This window comes from Sneathiella sp. P13V-1 (genome assembly GCF_015143595.1).
Lineage (GTDB): Bacteria > Pseudomonadota > Alphaproteobacteria > Sneathiellales > Sneathiellaceae > Sneathiella.
Genome location: NZ_WYEU01000001.1, coordinates 705,307 through 727,453 on the forward strand (window position 1 = coordinate 705,307; position 22,147 = coordinate 727,453).

The window sequence follows — 22,147 nt, forward strand, 5'->3', positions numbered from 1 at the left end:
TTCCTTAATTGGGCAAAAGCGGCCGCAAAGTCGCACAGCCTGCCATAAGCAAGACGCAACGATACGTACAAGGCGTCAGCCTTGAGCCGCATTAAATTATGAGTGAATTAGCCGCGCGCTGGCGGTGCCCTAGAGGAATATTCAGTTGGAAGATTTTCCCAATCTTTTGAAACATAAAGGCTAGGCAACATCGTCTGGGAGACATCAAGCGATGGTGCAAAACTTCGTGTTTCAGGGTTTAGGGTAGAATTTCCAAGATCAATGGAGATGCAGATCGGGCATTTGGCCCCTACCTCTTCGGCAGAGACAACAACTTCTTCTCCGGTCGTCAGATCAATATATTTGACCCCATAATAGGAACAAACGATCGCTTTGCCGGGAAGATCCTGATCAATAGAATTTGAAGCCGCGATGGCATAGCCAACGGGAAGGGCAAATTGCAAATAGAGGGCAAAGAACGCAAATAATGCGCCCCACTTGCTTAAACCTCTACGCTTCGCCCCAATAAACACAACAAAATCCTGTGAAATCCACGATGCTGCAGTGATTGCCACAGATGCGACAAAAAATCAATGCGGCTTTTCGCATAAGGATTTCAGCATATTGCGCCCGTCTTTCTACATTGCTTTTTTGCAAGGGCCGGCTTACCCCTTTTCAAGGGATCCACCTGTCTCATCCCGCCAACGGGTAACGTGATAAAACTCTCTGCTGGCAAGCCTGCTTCCTTCACGGCTTTTTTCAAACGCTCAGGCGGCTCCATCACTGGCTCACTAGTCAGTATAAACGTTCCCCAATGCATCCCAATGGATTTCTGCGACTTCACATCCAGATGGATCTGAACAGCCTCTTCCGGATTGGCATGAGCATCTTTCATAAACCAGCGCGGATCATAGGCCCCGACCGGTATGAGGGACAGGTTAAACGGCCCCAGACGCTCTCCAATTTCCTTAAACTGGATGTCGTTATATCCCGTATCGCCGCCGAACCAGATACGATCGGTATCGCCAGAAAACTGTACCGCCCATCCCCCCCAAAGCGCTTTATATCTGTCAAACAGCCCTCGGCCGGACCAATGCTGGGACGGGGTGAGAGTGTAAACTGTCCCCTCGTATGTCTCTTCCTCCCACCAATCCAATTCTTTGAGGTTGGTAATCCCCGCTTCTCTGAAAAGCCCGCCATTCTTTAAGGGAACATACCACCTGGGAGTGTTCCCCAAGGCTTCAATGGTGGCTTCATCCATATGATCATAGTGATTATGACTGATGATCACCGCATCAATGTCAGGCAAATCCTCCAGCGCGATGGCGGGTTCAGAATATCGCCTTGGCCCCAAAGATGCGAAGGGAGAAGCCCGGTTTGAAAAGATGGGATCGGTTAGAATGTTTACCCCGTTTTTCTGCAATAGAAAGGTTGAGTGTCCAATCCACGTCACTTGCAATTTTTTAGGGTTCGGATTTCTGATTTTATCGAGATCAACCTCTACCGTTGGCGTGGGAGAATTTTCAACAAGCGCATCTTCATCGGGCCAGTTTTCCTGCAATCTCACCTTAAAGAGAAAACTGAAAAATCCCGGTTTATCTTCGTCATCAATATAAAGATTACGAAAACCATCATCAGTGTGATGTGCTTTCGGAGCGGAGGGGTCAAAATCTGCGACCGGTCCTGTCCCACTACAGGCCGCCACTACAAACAAACTTATGACAAGAAGGGTATATCTCATGAAAGGAGAAAAACAGCTTCAACAGCGACCGTCAAGGCACACTGCCGAAACTGTGATATCTCTTACTTGGGCATGGACATTTTGGTTGGTGCCATCAAGGTTTCGAACTCACCGACATGATAATTGTGGCACGTGGTGCATTCTTCAGGCGCCCGTTCATCCATATGACAGCTTGCGCATGTTTCCCGATTGATAGGTTTGAAAGTCCCTACAAATTCGTGCGGGTCCCTGTTTTCATAACTTTTAAGATATGCTGCTTCCTTGTCCATGACATGACAATCAGCGCAGCCCTCTTCACTGATCACACTGAAATGCGGATCATGGGCAAAGCGTGTGAACGGCGCCGCATCCTTGGATCGGGAGAACGGATCCCAGTTGATTTTCGCGCTGCCCTCCGCGGTTTCTTCCACGCTATGGCATTTCGCGCACTGTCCCATGGATAGCGGATTGGTCAGTTGATCAAACAAAGCAGTTGCTTCCGGTTTACCTTTCAAATTCGCCGACAGATTGATCCAGCTTTTCAAGAAAGCATCCCGATGCCCGGTGGAACGATATTCCAAAGAGAAGTCCTGCTGGAACCATCCACCTGCGGCCATCCATTCATCGGATGACATGTGAACCACTGCAACTTCCTCGTCAGCTGCTTTTTCTCCACCATCTTCATCATCATCCGTTGCGATTTCTTCATCGTCATCGTCACCAATGGCATTATCGTCATCATTCGTGTCGATCTCATCTTCATCATCAGTGGCAATTTCTTCGTCTTCGTCACCGGTATCAATTTCCCCATCATCGGAGGTATCAATCTCCTCATCATCGTCGGTGTCGATTTCTTCGTCGTCATCATCCCCAAGTATACTGCCAGAGCTCTCTTCCTCGTCGCTCTTGTCGTCTTCTTCCTTGGCGGTGGCCTCTTCTTCAGGTTCCTCTTCCGGGAAGGGAACATCTTCGCCCGCGTTATAGAGGGCTATTTCCTTCATCAGGCCCGGGAACCACCTTGCTTGCGCGGTCCGCACCGCATCGGCAGGCATGGTTCCGCTTAAGCGGGCCAACTCGCGTACAGAAATGTCCCGACCAGAGGCAAGCTGCAACTGGTCTTTAAAGCCCATCACACCATCCTGAACCAGCTTGGCCATCAGACCTTTCAGGCTCCAAACGATGGTTTTAACAGCTTCCAGCTGCTTATCCGTTGCTTCTTCAAGATCGTACAGTTCAAGCCCATCAACCGCGATCAAGGCGTCGTTAAATTTCTGATCATGGGACAATAGAAGCTTGGTGAAATTGGTAATGTTTCCGTCTGCATCTTCTGGCCAATACCCGATTGCAATCTCGCGATCCTGCAAGGTTGCAATATCAAGGCCCGGCAAAGATAAAATCTTCATGCCTTTACCTGTTGACCTTGCCTCCCCGCGCACCTGATCCGAATGGCATGAGTTGCAAGTCTGACCAAAGGATTTGACCAGCATGGTCTCCCCGCCCGCATCTGTTTCATGGCAGGAACTACATTCTTTTGGTGCATTGGGGAGAAGCTCCCCGGATTTATCCAGAAAATGTTTACCCGCATGGGAGACGTGATCGAAAATGATCCGGCTCCGCCGTTCAAACGGGTAGCTTGTAAATTCAGGATGTCCATCAGACAGACTATTGAACTTATTCACATGGCAGGACTGACAGCCTTCTTGAATATCCGTCAGGTCAAATTTACGGCCCTGATGTTCAATATGGCAGGTGCGGCAGGTAATATCCCCGTCATTCGTGCTGCGCACATCGAACAGGCTTTGCGCCAAAGATGCCTCCATTGGGGTCGCAGATGTTGCGCCTGACGCTTTATGACGGGCTGTCATTTCCGCAATGCTGGCAACCGGCTGGCTATGTGGCTTAAACGCATTTTCTCCCATGGCATGGCAGGAAAGACAGTTTTTGCTATCCGTCATTTCATTAAAAGACATAAAAGCCGCATGGATCCAGCCTGCGGGTTTCGTCTCTTGCTCGCTATGACATCCTTGACAGTCCGTAATTTCTGCATGCTGCGCCGTCAGTTTGCCGGGAGAGATAAATTCCTCCCCGTATGGGCTGGCGATCAGGAAAAGCAGCAGTCCAATGGTTGCTGCAACAAACCAACGCACAGCCCGCCCGCGCTTGAGGCGAACACTTGGCTTGAGACTTGTATCGCTTGAGGCATGGCAACAACTGCCATCTGCATTTGGACCTTGCGCGCAAATTCCGCCACGATTTAACGGGCGCGTGCATTCCCAGCGGTCCCCATTTTTACGTGGCGTACACCCAATCGAGTTTTCATCTTCTACCCATTTTGCATTTGGGCGTTCATAGGCGCTGCTTTTCTCATCAAATCGCTGCAAAGGAGGACGGGCCATCTAAAATCCTCCTGTATAGGCGAGTGCCAAAACCATATGAACCAACGCAATAAGCAACATGCCGTAAGTCAGTGGGATATGAACAAACAACCAAAGACGCAGGGTCCTCTGCAGGGATCGATGGAAATCCAGGGCATCTTTCTGATCCACAATCTCTGCAAGTTCCTCAATGATCTTTTGACCATCGTCATTGAGATACCGACATACTGCGTCAATATCCTCTTTTAGAAGATGAGGGCTTCGGGCCGCGCCAAACAGATATGCCACCTGATTGCGCGGACGGATCATAAAAGGTTGAATACGTTTGGTATAAAAATCAGCGATTGTGCGGTTTCCAGTTATCTCCACAGAGGCGAGCGCCAGTTCATCTGCTTCCTTTTGCAACTTCGCCCGAAGCTGGGGAATACGCTCCAGAATGACTTCCTGACCACGGCGCGTGAGCCGTTGTGGGTAGGATTTTGAAATTGACGTTCCTACAACACCACTTAATGCGACCAACACAAAAAGTGTCGCCAGCAACACTTCAAGATCCCCATCTGGCAGTTGGAAACCAATATGAATTAAGAAGAGACCAACAACAAACCACCCCATCAGAATATGCAGATGCGTCCAGGTGGCGACCCGCCCAAGCGGCAGCATGGGGAGTTTTTTCCGAAGATTAAACAGGCACAAAAATAACACGCAGCCTAAAAGCGTGAACCCGCTGATAAAGGATGGGTCATGCAGGCTCATTCTCGCACTGCTTGTCAGAATTTGTGCCGCAACCAGTAACAACAGACCCGCGAGGGTTTTCCACCAATATTTCCGGATCATCGTCATGACTGGTTCATCCAATCCTGATCGGAACCAAGATCCCGCATATTGACCCGGTGCAACGCATCATGAGGACACGCTCGCTGACAGGCAGGACCGCCCAACTGATCCATGCATAAATCACATTTGGTGGCTTTACGAATAGGTTGCTGAGAGGCTTCATCCACAAGCTGCAAGCCTGACTGATCATTTATTTCGACAAGACGGATATTGTGATAGGGGCAACTGGCAGCGCAGGTGCCGCAACCAATACAGGTGTTGTCATTGATCACCACTTGACCCCCAAGATCAGATCTGTGAATAGCCCCTGTGGGGCAGCCGATCAGACAAGTTGGATCCACGCAATGCATACAGGCATTGGCAATCATATGGTTGCCATGCTGTTTTCCATGACGCAGAAAGCGCGGGTTGCCGTTGTGGGTGGAAGCACATGCCCTGACACAATCATCGCAGCGGACACATTTGTTGGTATCAATGACCATGGTCGCCGTTCCATTGATGAAACGGTTCTCCACCATAAATTCCATAAAGTCAGTTTCAAGCCCGCTGTGCCGCGCAATATTGGCCAAGCTGTTTTGATGTTCATCCACGGCAAGGGGTTGCGGCAATTCACTTTCCGATAAATTCGGAAGGACATGCTGCTCAACGGCGCTGGCGGGTACGACCAAAACGTCCACATAACCAAGCGCCCGAAGGTTCAGCTGATAGGGCACATCCTTGTCATGTTTCGCATTATGAATAACTTCTTCAAACCCGAAACTATCACCCTTACCCAGATAATTAACGGTTCGCTCCCCATCTCCCAGATTTTCGGTTACACGGCAAAAACCGGCGCGGATCAGGATCAGGTGATCTGCATAATCACCGGCCTTTACAATAACCGGCTCTTTTCCAAGGCGAACATTGAAACTCTCCCCCGCCATCGCACGGTAACTGCTATGCCAGTCAAAGCTGCCATAACTTTCAAAAACAGTGCATCTGGCAACTTCTTCCAGCGTTGGGGCATCAAGGCATTGCAGTTCTTTGGTCTGCTGAAGGTGGCTGGCAAGCCCCCGCTCGCGATAGATCTGATCAATATGCTTTTTATAGGCTTCATCACGGCTCCGGATATCCCGAAATCCTTGCCAGCGAATTTCCAGAAGTTCTGTATCGCCTTCTACAAAAACCGTTGCCGTCCTTGGGATACGTCCAAGGGCCGCGATTTCACCGAAGGTCTCTCCTTCTCCGATGACGACCGTGTTATGTTCATTCAAGATACCCGGAACATCTTGCAGGAAAATTCGGGTATCTGCCCTGAAACCACGGCGCTTCACTTCATCAACAAGACCAAATTTTTCAGGGTCACGCGCTTCCGGCACCTTCGAATTTGTCCAAATCTGGGAAATGGAACTCCACAGGCTACGCTTCTTGACCTCACGGCGGCCCAGAAGTTTTTCCGGCAACGCAGGTTCCACCACCACATGAACCTTGCCGGAAATGACCAGAAAAGCAGAACTGCCATAGTCACCTGCACGGAAAACAATGTCTCCCGTGTGACGCTTCAAAAGGCGCGTATCGTTCAGGATGATATCTTCGAGGGAAGCCGAAGCTGGGAAATTCTCTCGCCGCATGGAGCTGAACGGCTCCAGCGACAGGATGCGCGTTACATCTTCCGCCGTCATATCAGGCGAAAAAGGCGCATCCCACCTCTGTGGTCTTTGAATTTTAACAGCTTCCGCCATTTATGGCTCCCCCGGAAAGTACAGTTAAATGGACCAGATTACTGGAACACTTTACCTTTGTATTTTTCAGCCGCCGGAATGAACTCATCCAAGGCACCGAAAGTGGAACCATCATAGTTGGCTGCTACTTTCCTCGCCATTGCCTGAACCTTGTCAGCCGCTTCTGTCAACTTGGCTTCATTATTAAGTTTCAATTTTGCAGCTTTTGCTGCGGCAACTGCCTCACCAAGCTCAGGCGCGTCAATTTTGTCGGAAATTGCTTCAACCCGTTTACGCGCTGTTTTTGCGCGTTTCGCCATTTTTACCGCGTAGTCAGCTTTCTTAGTTGCTTTTGCCACACCACGCAGGGAGTATTCCAGGTCCAGAAGGCGCCCCACCACATACATCATGCGTTTGCGTTCTGCACCGGCTTCGTCATTGGACTTGGTGTACCAGACATTGTGGCGCACTTCACCTTGCGACCAGGAGACCAGCTCAAATTTACTGCCCGCCGGGTGACCGCCCACATTCACCAGTTTTTCATCAGGAACCGTGTGGCAGCTATAACAGTTTGCTGCCACATCATAAAGATTTGCAGGGCGGATCATGCCAGCCGCAGTGGATTTCGCCCAACGTTCTTTTTTATGCTCAGCTGTTTCTGTCTCCGCGGTTACATCCTTGCCGCCAAAGTCACTGTGCAACTTGATCCAGTCTTTACCTTCACCGTGACAGGATTCGCAGGTGATACCCGCAATCGGTTTTGTCTTGCCTTCTTTTTCCTGAGAGGTGAAGTGACAGTTGAGACATTGGCTGTCAGACTTAAGGCGCTTGATCCCCATCTTTTCAGCGATCTCTTTGGCATCCTTGTTTCGCGGCAATTCCTTGAAGGTGCGCGAGTGATGAGTTGGCTTCCAAGCCTCAGCGGAACTCTTATGGCATTCCGCACAAGCATCCGGCCCCATAACTTTTGATGCGTCCAGATGATAGTCACTGGTCGCGGCCTGAACGGTGGACGTGCTTACAAACCCGATACCTAGCCCAACCACAGCAACGGCCCCAAGTGTTTTCACCACTTCGGACAGCCGCGTCATGTGCTTTGCCAACTGAAATCTCATCTCTCTTACCTCTCCCGAATAAATTCGCTAACCCCGATAGCTCAAATTGTGTGTTGATCTGCCCCTTACGCTTCCAGTGTCAGATCAGATTTTGGAACAGAAACACAGGTAAGGCAGGATCCCGCCTCAGGCATTGCCCCTGGTTCGTTCATATATTCAACATCCCCTTCCAGAACCGCCGCAACGCAGGTGCCACAGTTTCCGGCCCGGCATCCGCAGTCCATTGCAATGTCATTCTTTTCTGCAAATTCCAGCAGGGAATCATCTTTGCCATCCCATGTCAGCGTCTTGCCGGATTTGGCAAAGTTTACCTTATAGGTTTTCGCATCCGCTTCTTGCTCCTGCTTCTTTTTCACGCTGGCCGGTCCAAAGGCTTCAAAATGAATTTGTTTCTCGGGAACACCCCACGCCTTCAAATCAGCGGTAATGGCATTCATCATTGGCGGCGGACCACAAATCAGGAAGTCAAAGTTGTTGGACGGTAGTTCCTTCTTAAACAGATCAACGCTCACCCAACCATCAACCTGATAATCCTTCCCAAGTTCATCGGTATCTTGTGCATCGCTGTAACAGACACGCAGATGCACATTGTCATGCTCCTGTGCGATCTGCTCCAGATGTTCTTTCATCACATGTTCTGTGCCAAAACGTACTCCGTAGAAGAACCAAACTTCGCGTTTGCTACCGGAGTCGCAGATAGCATTTAACATGCTGAGAACCGGTGTAATTCCCACACCACCGCCGATCAGAACAACCGGCGTATTTTTCGTCATATCCAGATAAAAATTCCCGGATGGCGCCTTCACATCCAGAATATCCCCTTCTTGTACCTGATCATGGAAATAGTTGGAGCTTTTCCCCGGCGGTAATTCTGGCTGATTTGGCGGCGGCGGGACCCGCTTGATGCTGACCCGATAATAATCAGGATTTGCCGAACAATCTGACAGGGAATAACAGCGGGTGAGCGGTTTATCCTGCCCATCCATTTTCAACTGAAATGTCAGATACTGACCCGGCTTGAACGGAGGCAATCCTCTGCCTGAATGCGGCACTAGATAGAAAGAACAGATGTCTCCACCTTCCTGGATTTTCTTTTCAACACGAAACTTCCGAACGCCGTTCCACGTCAGAGACACCTGTGAGCGCGAAGACGCCGCCGCTGCGCTGGCAAGCTCGACCTTCTCTTCCATTTCCCGCAATGCAAGTTGATCAAGGCGCGCATTTACGCTTCCTTTTCTGAAGTTGGTGAATAACAGGTAAGATACCTGAAGCAAAGCACCCAGAATGATAATGGCCCCGATGACCTGCACCGTTCCCGGTTGTAACAATGCGTCCATATCAGCTCCCCCTTACGCTTTCCTGCATCCGATCAGAACTTGAACTGCAGCTCGGTGCGAAGGCCAGATCCTTCATCCATATGCTCATGCGCCGCGCCAAACGCTTCCACCGTCAGCACGGTTCTTGTCCCAAATGCTTGCTGGTACCTTGCGGCAATCGCACCAGAATTTCCGATATCGTCATCTCGATCATGGCGGAAACCGGCTTCGAAGGTCAGCTGTTTGCGAATACCGCCCAAGAACATCTGATACCCGATGGCCCCACCAAAGGCATTGTCTGCACGGTTGCTAAGCGGCGATCCATAACGACCAAGACCACGTGCCGCAAAGGTAATCCCTGTCCGGCCAAGAGGACCGCCTGCGGTTGGATCACGAAGCGGGGATGAGTAATTATCTATACCCCAGAACCCATTTACATATGCATGATCACTTCCATCAAATGGCGCCCAGGAAACTTCACCAAATACGAGCAGACCATCATCCGCACGATCTGAATTTTCATCATCCAATGCGATAGATCCCAACACACGGAAAGACGTGTTGACCAGCCCAATACGCTGTGTGGTACTGATACCGCCGGCGATCATACTGCTGTCATCAGAATCAACATACACCAGATCGAAGTCCATCGTGTTGTGTGGCAAATCAATAGCAGTCAAAAGCGCAAATAAATTGGCGGATCCATCATCCTGATTGTTATCACGATGAAGTTCGTTCCATCCCCAAAGGCCGGTAATACGGAAATTGGACACGCCCGGAAAACGAATTGAGTTTTGCGTGATGCCAATGGCATCAATGGTGTCGTTCAGCAGCATTCCTTCCTGAAAGAAGACGGACTGACGTCCCACTGAAAACCCGATATCCCAACCGATGCTATCGTTAATATCAAGGTTGGGGAAAATTTCGCCAAAGTCGCCTTCGAAGAACAGGGTCGTTACATCAAAATTAAGCGCATTATCCCACTCGTTATCATCCGCGCCTTCAAAGCTGTAACCGGAGAAACGACCAGATTCCCGAAGTGGGCTGACCCCGATGAGCAGACGTTCTGTACCTGTCAGTTGAAGGTTGGCGAAAAGGTCCAAACGATTGGCCCATTCGGTCTCCCTCTCTCCATCCCCCCCATCAAAGGTCTGCAAAGCCGTACGCATACTGCCGTAAACCCAAAGGCGCGGCTGCCAATACGCGCCTGTTGGAAGTTCAAAACCAGCGTCCAGATTGCCATTGCCAAGGAAATCACCGCCAAGCTCAATCAACGGTGGCGTGCGCTGTGGCAATTCATCATCCAGATAGGGTGTCGGTTCATCGGACAAACGGCTGCTTCCCCCTGCGGCCTCCACATCGGACGCGGCAAAAGACGCAGCAATCATCGCCGCCCCCACAGTAACGCCCATGGCTTTCAGAGTGATCGACGCTGTTGTCGCTTTCAGGTGTTTGATCAACGCTTTCATTGTAGCCGTTGCCCCCTCTTGAATTATCCCGGCCATATCACTCAGTTCTTCACATCAATGACGATGTTTTCTTCCTGCACAATGGAAGCGTGCTGCACCACAAGGTCTGCAACCTGACGAGTGCTCATACCGTAATCCCAACCCACGGCGGAAATCGCAGCGACCAGATTTACCGGCACCATTTGGGAGATAAGCTTGACGTTCACCTCATACTTGCCTGGGCCCGTCAGTTTGTCCGCATCAATGGAATAGTTTGCCCAGCGGTGCCCATTTGGCTCAATACCAACCCGGTGCGTCCGCGCAGCCCCCGGCTGACCTGTCAGGATTGTGGAACGTGTGCTTGGGCGCACAAATGGCAGCGGATCCTGAGACCAGTTAATTGGCAAAACCTGTTCTCTTTCACCACCGCGCAACATCCGGACAAGGAACTTGGATTGCAGGCTAAAAAGCTGACGATCTAGCGGGAGTTCACCGTTATGCACATACAATGAGTGGCTGTCCCGCACATCACCATTTGGATCACGATCACCAGAGACAAAAACCGTCTTACCGTCACTGTCTTTCACCGTTATCTGCAGGGCAACAAGCCGTTCTGCGATAAAGCCTGTCGGGACGTTATGTCCATCTGTGCCGTTGGCCACCTTCACCTTGAAATTCACACCGGTCGTGCTGGCTTTTTCAACGGCTACATCGTGGATCTGATATCCATTACGCAAAACCTCTAGACGTTTCTCTTCCGCCCATCCCAGTAGATCCAGCTGATCATTGATAATGGCACGCGCATCATATCGGTCATCCACAGATGTCCAACGTTCCGGGAAGACCGCATCCTCTGAAACGCTATCTTCAAACTCATCTGTACCCCAACCGGCATCCACGTCAAATTTCAGCCAATCTCGCAATGTTGCCATCTTCTGGGCTTCGGCGTTGTGTGGGAAAATACCGGGATGAACAATAGAATAGTCAGGCCCCGCGAAATAGTGGTTCGTCAGTTTCCGTGTTTTCGTTGGCTCACCGCCCACAAGGGCAGCTGGACCTTGATCATATCCACTTTTCACACCCTGGATTTTGCCCATATGGCAATCCTGACAAGTTGTGCCAGCAGAAGCCGCAGGGGAGTGTTTATATTCACTGAACGCCTCTTCAAGACGGAACCCGTTAAACAGGTTCACATCATGGCAAGTGCCACAGAAGGCGGGTGTGGTCAGTTGAAAGAATTTCTTGGCCTCAGTATGGATTTTACGGCCGCTTTCCTCGGGTTCTGTCACAACACGATATTGGTCGCGGTTGTCCAGAACACGCTCCAGCTCCGCATTTCCTTCAGGGCCGAACACCGGTTGCAGAAGGTCACCTTCTTCCAGCGCCACGCGCCCGCTCACCTTACCATATGACTTGCTCACACGGTGACAGACCACGCAGGTGATGCCTTCGCGGGATGTGGGGTGACGGTCCAGATTCGAAATAAAGATATCTTCTTCTTTATTCATGCCCACTTGATTATGGCAACGAATGCAAAAGTCGCCATTGGTGGAGCTTGTCGCCGCGTTCACTGTCCGCTGCATGGACATGAAAATTGGGCTCAGCTGAGCATAGGCATGCTGGGAGACAGACCATTCTTTATATTGTTTTGGATGACAGGCTTTACAGGTAGCGGCAGAAGGGTAGCGGTTTTCTTTAAACAGGGCTTCATGCTCAAGAAGGGCGCGATCCACAACTTCGTCACGATCACCGTCGTCAGTTTCAGCTTTCCGCTCGTCTTTCTCTTCACCGTCATCGTCATCCGACAAAAGGCTGTCATCATCCTTATCGTCGTCATCGGCAAGAAGACTATCCTCTTTATCTTCGTCATCATCATCAGCAAGGAGGCTATCTTCCTCGTCATCATCATCTTCTGCCAGAAGACTGTCTTCATCTTCTTTTGCCGCGATAACAACACCGTCACTGAAACGGAAAAATTCCGGCTTTGCCACTGTCTGCTCACTGGCGACAGCTAGTGTGGAAATGGATAGATGACCCATTAACAACATGACAGTTGCCACAAGGCCAGCCACGACTTTCCCAAAGTCTAGCGCTTGCATTCCCAATATCCCTGGTTCGCTTTTGATTACTTCTGCACCAAAAGGAACTTAACATGGCGCTAGCGATACACCCCTAAAGATTGTATTGATCGCGACCATCTCATAGCTCATTCATCAGAGGAACTGCCGCTTAATTACCCAATATTTAATTAAACGACTGAGGCCTCTCTCCCATAACGTCTTTATTGTTAATCCCCTCACGCCGTTCTGCAAAATTTTTTATTTTAATTTTGCACTAACAATTTACTTGAAATTTATAATTGTCATTTATTTTCAATAGCATGAAATTATATTAGTATTAATTTCCATAATGCATACTATGCTTTTTTTATCTGATCGAAACACTATTTCCACACAATCCGAAGTCCTTTGAACGATTTAGTCACACACCATAAATAGAAAAGGTCTACTGACTCACCCACATGCATAAAATTAATTGCAATTCCCATATATTGATGATTATCTAAACACCACGCTTTTAGGTTGAGAAAACAAAGATACATTACATGGAAGAAACGGAAATACCCAGAAGCAGGTTTAAGGGTGAGCTGCTACTTTTTGCCAGCTTCATTATGATCCTGATATTGGCGTGGTCTTTGTTTAACGCTCCAGAATTTCTGAATTCCGGGCATAAAAAAGCGCTGGTGATTTATTTTGCACCTTTTGGAATTCTGATATTTGGGTATCTGGGAGTTAAGGCACTCAAAGACCAGTTTAGAGACGATCCCTATTACATCCTGTCGAGCAAAGGGATATTGGATTTAGGAACTGCTCCTGATGAGTTCTTTTTACCTTGGTCCGAGATCACCAAAATTGAACTGGAAAGTTTTAGGCATTCCAGAAAAATAGCTATCACACTTCGAGACCCTAAAAAGGTCCAGCGAAAACTTAGAGGACTTCAAAAGTTTTTCCATATGCTGGGTAAGCCCTTTATAGGTAAGCATCTAATCTTCGCGGCCAATTTAACAACTTATTCCCACAAAGAGCTTTACGAACTCATGGTTCAGTATTTTAACGCCAGCCAACAACAAGAAACTCCTCCGCAACGCGAAAAGGAACTCACGGGTGTCTGGAGCTAATCAATATTTGCTTCAACCAACAACTCACGGGATCATTGATGGAAGAAACACTGGTTTACCGGAGTAAGATCAAGTCTCTGCTTTTATTGATCGGTTCCATAGGATTTGTTTTGGTCTGCTTATGGGTACTTTCTTTTCTGTTCACTGAAGAGGAGTTACCGCGCAAAGGAGCTTTTGCCACTATTGTTGCGCCGTTTGGAATTGTCTTCTTTGGTTACTGTGCCATCATTGCCTTCAGACACGTGCTGAATAATCGCCCATTTTTTATATTGAACTCAGCTGGTTTACTGGATCAGGGAACGAGAAAAAGTGAGCTATTCATTCCTTGGTCAGAGGTCAATGAAATCATCCTCAGCAAACTACGCGGAAATAAGATAATCATTGTTGAGGTTAAAGATCCTCACAAATTAAACCAATCAGCAAGCAGTTTTGATAAGTTTCTGAGCAGCGCCAATAGTATGGTTGGTTACGATCACCCAGTTTTCTCCGCCAATGCCACGACACTTTCAAACCAAGAGCTGTATGACTTGTTCAACAAGTATTTTGACGCCTATAAGCAGCAAAACAGAGAAACCGACACTCAGCCCAAATAAGAATCTGCGCTGAGTTTGCGAAATCGCAAATAACGGATTTTTGAAATCCATACATTGATAGCCCAAAGAGACTAGCCACCGGTTTATCCGATTTGGCCAGCTTCATACTCACAAGTCATAACCGATGGGTAAGTAGGGCATAGCGATGAGCAGCTTTGGTAAATATGTACAACTCCCCCTGATTTGGGCGTTCTTTTCCCTAATGATGGCGCTGGCGTTACCGGCTGAAAGCGCCGCGACCCCGAGTATCAAAACTGCCCTTAAAACATCTGCTGTTGGCGATTACTTCCCGGACGCAAAAAAATGGGAAGAGGCTGTTGGTGGCCTGCCTATCTACGCGGCCAAAAATGGCGGCGAAACCGTTGGCTATGCATTCTTAAACACTGATTTCGTCGGGGCGATCGGATATTCAGGCAAACCTATTGTTGTCCTGGTTGTGATGGATCCTACCGGCAAAATCGTCGGGGCGAAGCTGGTTCATCATACAGAACCTATTATCCTCTCGGGTATTCCAGAACAGAAAATCATCGACTTTATTGACGGGTATGTTGGCACAGATATCTTGACCGTCGCCCGCGAAAAAGGGGGGGAGCCGCCGCCTGTTGATATCGTCTCAGGTGCAACCGTGACCATCATGGTCATCGATGACAGTATCAAACGGGCGGCTGTTCGCGTGGCAAAAGCACTTGAGATCGGCGGCCTTTCCAATGAAGACCAATCCTTAAAAGCCAAAAGAACACTTATCCCAGCAGATAAGGAGATTCTGGACTGGGATACCATGATTGGAAATGGATCCGTTCGCAGACTTCTTCTGAATGTCAAGGACGTAAATGCCGGCTTTGAAGAGCAGGGCAATCCCAAAGCCATCAGAAGGCGTGAACGCGGTAACCATCAGGACGTTTACATCGACTTATATGTCGCCTCACTGGCGGTCCCTGAAGTAGCGCGCAGTCTTCTTGGTGAAAACGAATATAAAAACTACCTGAAAAAACTGAAACCGGGACAGAACGCGTTTCTCGTTATGGGAACGGGCCGCTATTCCTTCCGCGGCTCCGGATATGTACGCGGTGGTATTTTTGACCGTTTTCATATTGTTCAGGATGGCGAAGCCATTCGCTTTAAAGACCGTCTTTACAAAAATCTAGGCCGGGTTGAAGCTGAAAACGCACCAGAATTGAAGGAAGTTGGGCTTTTCTACGCCTCCCCTGACATTATTTTCAACCCTGCCGAACCTTGGCAGCTACAACTTCTGGTTCAAAGGGCTATTGGCGCCCTTGAAAAGGTCTTCATTACTTATGACCTATCCTATCAACTGCCTGATCAGTATGTAAAAGTTGAAGCCCCTGCGGCCCCTCCTGTTGCCGTTGCAAACACACGCAGCAGTGAAGAGATTGCCGCCGCGAATGCCCTTTGGCAGCGCATCTGGATGCAAAAATTGCCTGAAATTGGCATCCTGGTTGGCGCAATTGCTCTGCTGACAATTCTGTTCTTTGTGCAAAATCAGGTGGTCAAACACAGCGTTCTAACCGACAGAATTCGAATTTTCTTCCTGCTGTTTACTCTGTTCTGGATTGGCTTCTATGCACAGGCCCAACTGTCCGTGGTTAATGTGTTCGTCTTTGCCAATGCACTATTGACTGATTTCCAATGGCAGTTTTTCCTGATGGAGCCTTTGATCTTCATCCTATGGTGTTCTGTTGCAGTCTCGCTTCTTTTCTGGGGTCGCGGTGCTTTTTGCGGCTGGCTTTGCCCCTTTGGCGCTCTGCAGGAACTGACCAACAAACTGGCCCGCTTCGCAGGTGTTAAACAGATCACCGTTCCCTGGTGGTTGCATGAACGGCTATGGCCCATCAAATACATCATCTTTCTGGCCCTTCTTGGTATCTCCGTCTATTCCCTGCACCTTGCTGAAACTCTGTCAGAGATAGAACCTTTCCGCACATCCATAGTGCTTCGCTTCATGCGCGGATGGCCATATCTGATGTTTGTGTTCTCACTTCTGGCAGCAGGCCTCTTTATCGAAAGATTTTACTGCCGGTACCTCTGCCCCCTTGGTGCGGCACTAGCGATCCCCGGCAAACTGGCCATGTTCAACTGGCTCAAACGCTATCGCAACTGTGGGGACCCCTGCCAGAAATGTGCACAGGACTGCATGGTTCAAGCGATTGATCCGCAAGGCAACATAAATCCAAATGAATGCCTGCACTGCCTGAACTGCCAACAACTCTACTACGATCAGGACGCCTGCCCTGTCGTCATACACGCATTAGCCAAGGCTCGGAAATCCGACCCAAAGGCCAAAAAAGATGTTGCGGACAACGATGCGCAATATAGAAGGCCGCGGCGCCTCAATCAGCCACGACCTTATGAATAAGTTCTCAAAACGATGTTTGAAACTGGAGAATTAAGATGAAAGATGACGCAGAAAAAATCGCTGATGTATCACGCCGATCTCTGCTGGGAGGGTCAGCTGCTATAGCTGGTCTTGGGGCACTAAGTGGAGCCGCAGTTCTGTCGACGCCAAATGTGGCAAAGGCAGCAACGGGGTCAGGTGCCGTCGCTCCAGGAGATTTGGATGAATATTATGGCTTCTGGAGTGGTGGACAATCAGGCGAGGTTCGTATCCTCGGCATTCCATCCATGCGGGAGCTGATGCGCATTCCAGTGTTTAATCGCTGTAGCGCAACAGGTTGGGGGCAAACTGACGAAAGCGTCAAGATCCTGACCGAAAACATGCTTCCACATGAAAAAGAATTTTGGAAAGACAAAGGTGGTTTCCCGCTAAATGGCGACACGCACCACCCACACATGTCTTTCACCGACGGGTCCTATGATGGGCGTTACATCTGGGTAAATGACAAGGCCAACACACGTGTTGCCCGTATCCGCTGCGATATCATGAAAGTGGATAAGATCATTTCCATCCCGAACGCAGCCGATATCCACGGTTTGCGCCCACAGAAATTCCCGAAAACGAAATATGTTTTCGCCAATGGTGAACACCGGGTACCTCTACCAAATGACGGTACTGTTCTGGATGATCCATCCAAATACCATGCTGTCTTCTCAGCCGTTGACGGTGAGAAAATGGAGGTTGCGTGGCAGGTGATCGTCGACGGTAACCTGGATAACGTCGAAGCCGACTATCAGGGCAAATACGCCATCTCAAGCTGTTACAACTCTGAAGAAGGTGTGACCCTTGCGGAAATGACATCGAACGAGCAGGACTGGTGTGTTGTGTTTGACATTGCTGCCATTGAAGACGGCGTTGCCAAAGGTGATTTTAAAACCTATGACGGCGGTGTTCCTGTTCTGGATGGTCGTAAAGGGTCACGCTATACACGTTACATCCCGATCTCTAACAGCCCACATGGCGTAAACGCCTCGCCAGATGGCAAATACATGATGATCAACGGTAAACTGTCACCAACAGTATCTGTGATCGAAATGGCGAAACTGCCTGATCTATTTGCTGACAAAATCAAACCTCGTGATGCGGTAGTTGCAGAACCTGAACTGGGTCTTGGTCCACTTCACACGGCCTTTGACGGTCGCGGTAATGCCTACACCACACTATTCCTGGACAGTCAGATTTGTAAGTGGAATGTGGACAAAGCGGTTCGCAAATTTGCAGGTGAAGACGTGGATCCGATCATTGAGAAACTGGATGTTCAATATCAGCCAGGCCACAACCACACCTCCATGGGTGAGACCAGCAAGGCCGATGGTAAATGGCTTGTCTCTTTGAACAAGTTCTCCAAAGACCGTTACATCAATGTAGGTCCGCTGAAACCTGAAAACGAACAGCTGATTGATATTTCAGGTGACAAAATGAAAATCGTTCATGACGGTCCAACATTTGCGGAACCTCATGACTGTATCATCGTTCATCGCTCTGTTGTGAACCCAAATCAGGTTTATGACCGTAACGATCCAACCTTTGATCTTGCCAAAGCCCGCGCGAAAGCAGACGGCATTGAAGATCTGGAGTATGCGGAACAAGTTGTCCGCGATGGCAATAAAGTTCGTGTCTATATGTTCTCTGCGGCCCCTAATTTCTCACTTGAGAAATTTACGGTGAAACAAGGGGACGAGGTGACCATCACCATCACAAATATTGACGATGTGGATGACCTTTCACACGGCTTTACAATCTCCAACTACGGCGTTGCTATGGAAATCAGTCCACAGCAAACCGCATCCGTCACCTTCAAGGCAGATATGCCAGGTGTTCACTGGTTCTATTGCCAGTGGTTCTGCCATGCATTGCATATGGAAATGCGCGGCCGGATGTTCGTGGAGCCTAAATAAATGACGAAACGCCCTGGAAATCTCTGGCGGGGCAAATGGGGTGCGGCAGCAGTTTTTGCTGTCGCCCTCCTCCTCACGCCGAATATCGCCCTGTCGAAATCAGTTATCGTCGATGGGTCCTTAACGACCGCCCTTCATGAAGCAGCTGATGGTGATATTTTGCGTCTAAAACAAGGTGTCTATGAAGGCCCTTTTGTGATCGACAAGTCCATCAAGATCATTGGTGATCGTGGTGTCACCTTAAAAGGACATGATCAGGGAACCGTTGTCCGGGTTCTCGCCCCCAATGTCACGCTCAAGAATTTGAAAATCACTGGGTCCGGAATTTCACTCGCCGAACAGAACAGTGGTATTTTTCTGGATAAAACAGCCGAAAATGCAGTTGTCGAAAATAATCAGGTCGAAAATAACCTGATCGGAATTTATGTATCCGGCGCGAAAAACAGCATGGTTCGCAATAACCACATCATTGGCCGTCAGGACCTTCGTATTAACGAGAGGGGCAACGGCATACAGATCTGGAACGCGCCCGGGACCATCATTGAAAAGAACACCATTGAATTTGGTCGGGACGGTATTTTCGTTACCACCAGCAAGAAAAACATCTTCCGCGGAAATATCCTCAAAAACCTGCGTTTTGCCATTCACTACATGTACACAAACCGAAGCGAGGTGAGCGATAATATCTCCATCGGTAATCACATTGGTTATGCGTTGATGTCTTCCACCCATTTGAAGGTTAAAAACAACCTGTCATCTGGTGATCGGGATCGTGGTTTCCTGTTTAATTACACAAACAGGGTTAAAATGACCGAAAATGTCGTCCGCGGTGGGCCGGAAAAATGCATCTTCATCTATAATTCCAACAAAAATGAATTTACAGAAAATGTACTTTCCGACTGCCTGATCGGCATTCATTTTACCGCAGGATCTGAACGGAATGTTATTTCCGGCAATGCTTTTGTCGGCAATCAAACTCAAGTGAAATATGTGGGCACCAGATGGCTTGAATGGTCCAAAGACGGTGTTGGCAACCATTGGTCTGATCATGTGGCGTTTGATCTGGACAAGAACGGTGTTGCCGACAGCGTCTATCGCCCCAACGACCTGACAGATCAGATTATCTGGAAATATCCATCTGCAAGACTGTTGATGAATAGCCCAGCCGTACAAGTCCTGAAATATGCACAAAGTAATTTCCCTGCCCTGCACCCCGGTGGTGTTGTGGACAGTGCGCCTCTCATGCAGATGCCTGAAAAACTGGCGAAAAAGGCTCAGAAATGAAAATGACATTAAAAAGCACAGTAGATGCCGAAGGTCTTTCAAAGTCTTTTGGGAATGTAAACGCCTTACAAGATGTGTCTCTCTCTTTACGGGAAGGTGAATGCCTTGCTTTGGTGGGCCATAACGGCGCAGGAAAAAGCACCCTCATTAAAATCATTCTTGGTCTGCTGGAGCCAACAGAAGGCAGTGTTCACGTCCTTGGAAAAGGTAAATCGGGGAAAAGCCAGAAGGACTGGAAACGAAAAACCGGGTTTTTGCCAGAACAGATCCTGTTTCAGAAAAATATGACGGGTCGCGAAGCCCTAACCTTTTACGCGCGTTTAAAAGGCGCACCTTTATCAGAAATTGAAGAACTGTTTGCACGGGTTGATCTTACCCATGCCATCGATAACCGCATCGGCACCTATTCCAAAGGCATGCGGCAAAGGTTGGGGATGGCACAGGCCCTTCTTGGGAAACCAGATTTCCTGGTTCTGGATGAGCCAACTTCGGGTCTGGATCCGGTTGCTCGTCAAAACATTTATAAAATTCTGGATGAAGAGAAAAGACGTGGCACCTCAATTCTGATCTCTTCTCACGTCTTGACCGAAATCGATGAGCGGGTGGATCGTGTCGTGATCCTCAATTCCGGCAAGCTGGTTGCAGATGGAACCCTCTCCAGCCTGTGTCAGGAACAAACCCTGCAGTCAAAACTCTATATTGAAGGCACTCCCGAAGCGTGTGAACGCATCCAAAAGGTGTTTTCTCATGAGCTCCCAATTACCAAACTCTCTGAAAGCGCAATCATTATTCATTGTGAAATGGCGCGGAAAGTCCTTGTCCTGAATAGCATTTACGCCTTGGCCATTCCCCTTTCGAATATCCGCATTTCAGATCCAACTCTGGAAGAAGTGTTTAGCGCTTACATGCAAAATACAGGTGATACGCAACATGACTAGTCTTCTTACACTGACTTTCAAAGAAATTCGGGACGGCTATCGCAACTGGTGGGTTGGAACCGCCATTGTGGTGATGACAGCCCTCGCCCTCGTCCTAAGTCTGCTTGGAAGTGCCCCTGTTGGTACGACCAGCATCAGTGCGCTGACCGTCACAACCGTCAGTCTCTCTTCTTTAAGCGTCTTTTTCATTCCGCTTATCGCCCTCCTCTTATCCTACAACAGCGTTGTTGGAGAGGATGAGAGAGGAACTTTGTTGCTGCTGCTGACATATCCCGTTCCAAGAAGTTTCATCGTCCTTGGAAAGTTTATAGGCCAACTTGTCATCCTGACCCTCGCCATCCTTATTGGGTACGGCGTTGCTGCAATGACTATTGTCTTAACGTCAAGCGCAGGGTTTGCAGATCAAAACTGGCTGGTATTTGGGAAATTGATCTTCTCTTCCATCATGCTGGGAGCGGTTTTCTTAGGTATTGGAATTCTGGTGAGTTCTGTATTGAAAGAAAGTGCAACTGCCGCTGCATGGGCCATCGGAATATGGCTGATATTTGTTGTTCTGTTTGATATGGCACTTCTTGGTGTTTTGTCTTCCGGTGCGTCATCTTACCTTCCAGATGCGGTTGTTAAATGGGTCATGCTGGCCAATCCCGCTGATGCGTATCGGATGTTCAACCTTGCAACGTCCGATGAAACGGCCTTGCTGTCCGGAATGGCGGGGTTGCGATCTGATCAGATTGTCTCTCCCACTGTTATGATTGGAGTTCTCACAACTTGGGTGTTGCTGCCCATATGTGCCTTCTGTCTTTCCTTCCAAGGGAGAAGAACATGAAAAAACTCCTCTTCTGTATCGTCAGCCTTCTAATGTCAGGAATACTGGTTGCGTGTGATGATGACGCGCCACTTCCCAACCCGCTGGCGCTCACCCATGAAGCCATCGGTGCTTATTGCGGGATGATCCTGACAGAACATCCGGGCCCAAAAGCGCAAGTTTTTGAAAAGAACAACCCTGAGCCACACTGGTTCACCTCTGTCAAAGACGCGGTTATGTATCTAACCCTTCCCGGGGAAGCACAGGATGCGATTGTCACTTATGTGCAGGACATGGCTGTCGCCCATAGTTGGGAACGTCCCCAAGATGACGGGATCTGGATTAACCTGAAAGACGCGTATTTTGTGGTCGGTAGTCGCAAAATTGGGGGCATGGGCATGCCGGAATTTGTGCCTTTCAGCATCAAAGAAAAGGCAATTGATTTTTCAAAACAATATGGTGGCCGTGTCGTCCGCCTTTCAGAAATCACGACAGAAGATTTGGATCTTGCCCATACCCAGATTGATATGGGCAAAATTGCCAAGGAATAG

General features: G+C 48.9%; 17 protein-coding genes. 8 read left to right on the forward strand and 9 right to left on the reverse strand.

The window, feature by feature from the left end; translation table 11 throughout:
* Positions 1-107: 107 nt before the first annotated feature.
* The 9 genes from GUA87_RS03550 to GUA87_RS03590 form a co-directional block, all read right to left on the reverse strand.
* Positions 108-554, reverse strand: a complete 447-nt coding sequence (locus GUA87_RS03550) for a hypothetical protein (RefSeq protein ID WP_193715132.1) — start codon at positions 552-554, stop codon at positions 108-110.
* Positions 555-595: 41 nt separating this feature from the next.
* Positions 596-1,720, reverse strand: a complete 1,125-nt coding sequence (locus tag GUA87_RS03555; protein ID WP_193715133.1) for an MBL fold metallo-hydrolase — start codon at positions 1,718-1,720, stop codon at positions 596-598.
* 62 nt (positions 1,721-1,782) lie between these two features.
* The gene (locus GUA87_RS03560) at positions 1,783-4,095 is read right to left on the reverse strand and encodes a cytochrome c3 family protein (protein WP_193715134.1); all 2,313 of its coding nucleotides are present in this window, start codon (positions 4,093-4,095) and stop codon (positions 1,783-1,785) included.
* Positions 4,096-4,914 carry a hypothetical protein gene (locus tag GUA87_RS03565; protein WP_193715135.1) on the reverse strand — a complete coding sequence of 273 codons (819 nt, stop codon included), beginning with the start codon at positions 4,912-4,914 and terminating at the stop codon, positions 4,096-4,098.
* Positions 4,911-6,629 carry a cyclic nucleotide-binding domain-containing protein gene (locus GUA87_RS03570; protein WP_193715136.1) on the reverse strand — a complete coding sequence of 573 codons (1,719 nt, stop codon included), beginning with the start codon at positions 6,627-6,629 and terminating at the stop codon, positions 4,911-4,913. Before GUA87_RS03570 ends, GUA87_RS03565 begins: the two co-directional genes overlap by 4 nt.
* A 38-nt stretch (positions 6,630-6,667) precedes the next feature.
* A complete protein-coding gene (locus GUA87_RS03575; protein ID WP_227711668.1) occupies positions 6,668-7,723 on the reverse strand; it encodes a cytochrome c family protein in 1,056 nt (351 codons plus the stop codon).
* 65 nt (positions 7,724-7,788) lie between these two features.
* On the reverse strand, positions 7,789-9,060 hold the full coding sequence (locus GUA87_RS03580) for a 2Fe-2S iron-sulfur cluster-binding protein (protein WP_193715137.1): 1,272 nt from the start codon (positions 9,058-9,060) through the stop codon (positions 7,789-7,791).
* Positions 9,061-9,092: 32 nt separating this feature from the next.
* Positions 9,093-10,508, reverse strand: a complete 1,416-nt coding sequence (locus GUA87_RS03585) for a hypothetical protein (RefSeq protein WP_193715138.1) — start codon at positions 10,506-10,508, stop codon at positions 9,093-9,095.
* A 41-nt stretch (positions 10,509-10,549) separates the two neighbouring features.
* Positions 10,550-12,586 (reverse strand): multiheme c-type cytochrome, encoded by a 2,037-nt coding sequence (locus GUA87_RS03590; RefSeq protein WP_193715139.1) that lies wholly within the window; start codon positions 12,584-12,586, stop codon positions 10,550-10,552.
* Between the two features lie 506 nt (positions 12,587-13,092).
* Here GUA87_RS03590 and GUA87_RS03595 point away from each other — a divergent pair.
* From GUA87_RS03595 to GUA87_RS03630, 8 genes are all read left to right on the forward strand, one after another.
* A complete protein-coding gene (locus GUA87_RS03595; protein WP_193715140.1) occupies positions 13,093-13,665 on the forward strand; it encodes an STM3941 family protein in 573 nt (190 codons plus the stop codon).
* Positions 13,666-13,703: 38 nt separating this feature from the next.
* Complete coding sequence (locus GUA87_RS03600; RefSeq protein ID WP_193715141.1) at positions 13,704-14,258, forward strand: STM3941 family protein; 555 nt, start codon at positions 13,704-13,706, stop codon at positions 14,256-14,258.
* Between the two features lie 145 nt (positions 14,259-14,403).
* Positions 14,404-16,632, forward strand: coding sequence for a NosR/NirI family protein (locus GUA87_RS03605; RefSeq protein ID WP_193715142.1), 2,229 nt, complete (start codon positions 14,404-14,406; stop codon positions 16,630-16,632).
* Positions 16,633-16,667: 35 nt separating this feature from the next.
* Positions 16,668-18,569, forward strand: a complete 1,902-nt coding sequence (gene nosZ, locus GUA87_RS03610) for a TAT-dependent nitrous-oxide reductase (protein ID WP_193715143.1) — start codon at positions 16,668-16,670, stop codon at positions 18,567-18,569.
* Positions 18,570-19,853: a nitrous oxide reductase family maturation protein NosD gene (locus tag GUA87_RS03615; RefSeq protein ID WP_193715144.1), complete on the forward strand. Its 1,284-nt coding sequence runs from the start codon at positions 18,570-18,572 to the stop codon at positions 19,851-19,853.
* Between the two features lie 2 nt (positions 19,854-19,855).
* Positions 19,856-20,791, forward strand: a complete 936-nt coding sequence (locus tag GUA87_RS03620; protein WP_193715145.1) for an ABC transporter ATP-binding protein — start codon at positions 19,856-19,858, stop codon at positions 20,789-20,791.
* A complete protein-coding gene (locus tag GUA87_RS03625; protein ID WP_193715146.1) occupies positions 20,784-21,617 on the forward strand; it encodes an ABC transporter permease subunit in 834 nt (277 codons plus the stop codon). Before GUA87_RS03620 ends, GUA87_RS03625 begins: the two co-directional genes overlap by 8 nt.
* Positions 21,614-22,147, forward strand: coding sequence for a nitrous oxide reductase accessory protein NosL (locus GUA87_RS03630; RefSeq protein WP_193715147.1), 534 nt, complete (start codon positions 21,614-21,616; stop codon positions 22,145-22,147). Before GUA87_RS03625 ends, GUA87_RS03630 begins: the two co-directional genes overlap by 4 nt.

What these genes read in the sequence shown, in the direction of transcription:
- GUA87_RS03585 (WP_193715138.1), bottom strand. Translation starts at nt 10,508, where the DNA reads ATGAAAGCGTTGATCAAACACCTGAAAGCGACAACAGCGTCGATCACT.
- GUA87_RS03630 (WP_193715147.1), top strand. Translation starts at nt 21,614, where the DNA reads ATGAAAAAACTCCTCTTCTGTATCGTCAGCCTTCTAATGTCAGGAATA.
- GUA87_RS03560 (WP_193715134.1), bottom strand. Translation starts at nt 4,095, where the DNA reads ATGGCCCGTCCTCCTTTGCAGCGATTTGATGAGAAAAGCAGCGCCTAT.
- GUA87_RS03575 (WP_227711668.1), bottom strand. Translation starts at nt 7,723, where the DNA reads ATGAGATTTCAGTTGGCAAAGCACATGACGCGGCTGTCCGAAGTGGTG.
- GUA87_RS03555 (WP_193715133.1), bottom strand. Translation starts at nt 1,720, where the DNA reads ATGAGATATACCCTTCTTGTCATAAGTTTGTTTGTAGTGGCGGCCTGT.
- GUA87_RS03625 (WP_193715146.1), top strand. Translation starts at nt 20,784, where the DNA reads ATGACTAGTCTTCTTACACTGACTTTCAAAGAAATTCGGGACGGCTAT.
- GUA87_RS03565 (WP_193715135.1), bottom strand. Translation starts at nt 4,914, where the DNA reads ATGACGATGATCCGGAAATATTGGTGGAAAACCCTCGCGGGTCTGTTG.
- GUA87_RS03595 (WP_193715140.1), top strand. Translation starts at nt 13,093, where the DNA reads ATGGAAGAAACGGAAATACCCAGAAGCAGGTTTAAGGGTGAGCTGCTA.
- GUA87_RS03620 (WP_193715145.1), top strand. Translation starts at nt 19,856, where the DNA reads ATGACATTAAAAAGCACAGTAGATGCCGAAGGTCTTTCAAAGTCTTTT.
- GUA87_RS03605 (WP_193715142.1), top strand. Translation starts at nt 14,404, where the DNA reads ATGAGCAGCTTTGGTAAATATGTACAACTCCCCCTGATTTGGGCGTTC.
- GUA87_RS03615 (WP_193715144.1), top strand. Translation starts at nt 18,570, where the DNA reads ATGACGAAACGCCCTGGAAATCTCTGGCGGGGCAAATGGGGTGCGGCA.
- GUA87_RS03580 (WP_193715137.1), bottom strand. Translation starts at nt 9,060, where the DNA reads ATGGACGCATTGTTACAACCGGGAACGGTGCAGGTCATCGGGGCCATT.
- GUA87_RS03590 (WP_193715139.1), bottom strand. Translation starts at nt 12,586, where the DNA reads ATGCAAGCGCTAGACTTTGGGAAAGTCGTGGCTGGCCTTGTGGCAACT.
- GUA87_RS03600 (WP_193715141.1), top strand. Translation starts at nt 13,704, where the DNA reads ATGGAAGAAACACTGGTTTACCGGAGTAAGATCAAGTCTCTGCTTTTA.
- GUA87_RS03570 (WP_193715136.1), bottom strand. Translation starts at nt 6,629, where the DNA reads ATGGCGGAAGCTGTTAAAATTCAAAGACCACAGAGGTGGGATGCGCCT.
- nosZ (WP_193715143.1), top strand. Translation starts at nt 16,668, where the DNA reads ATGAAAGATGACGCAGAAAAAATCGCTGATGTATCACGCCGATCTCTG.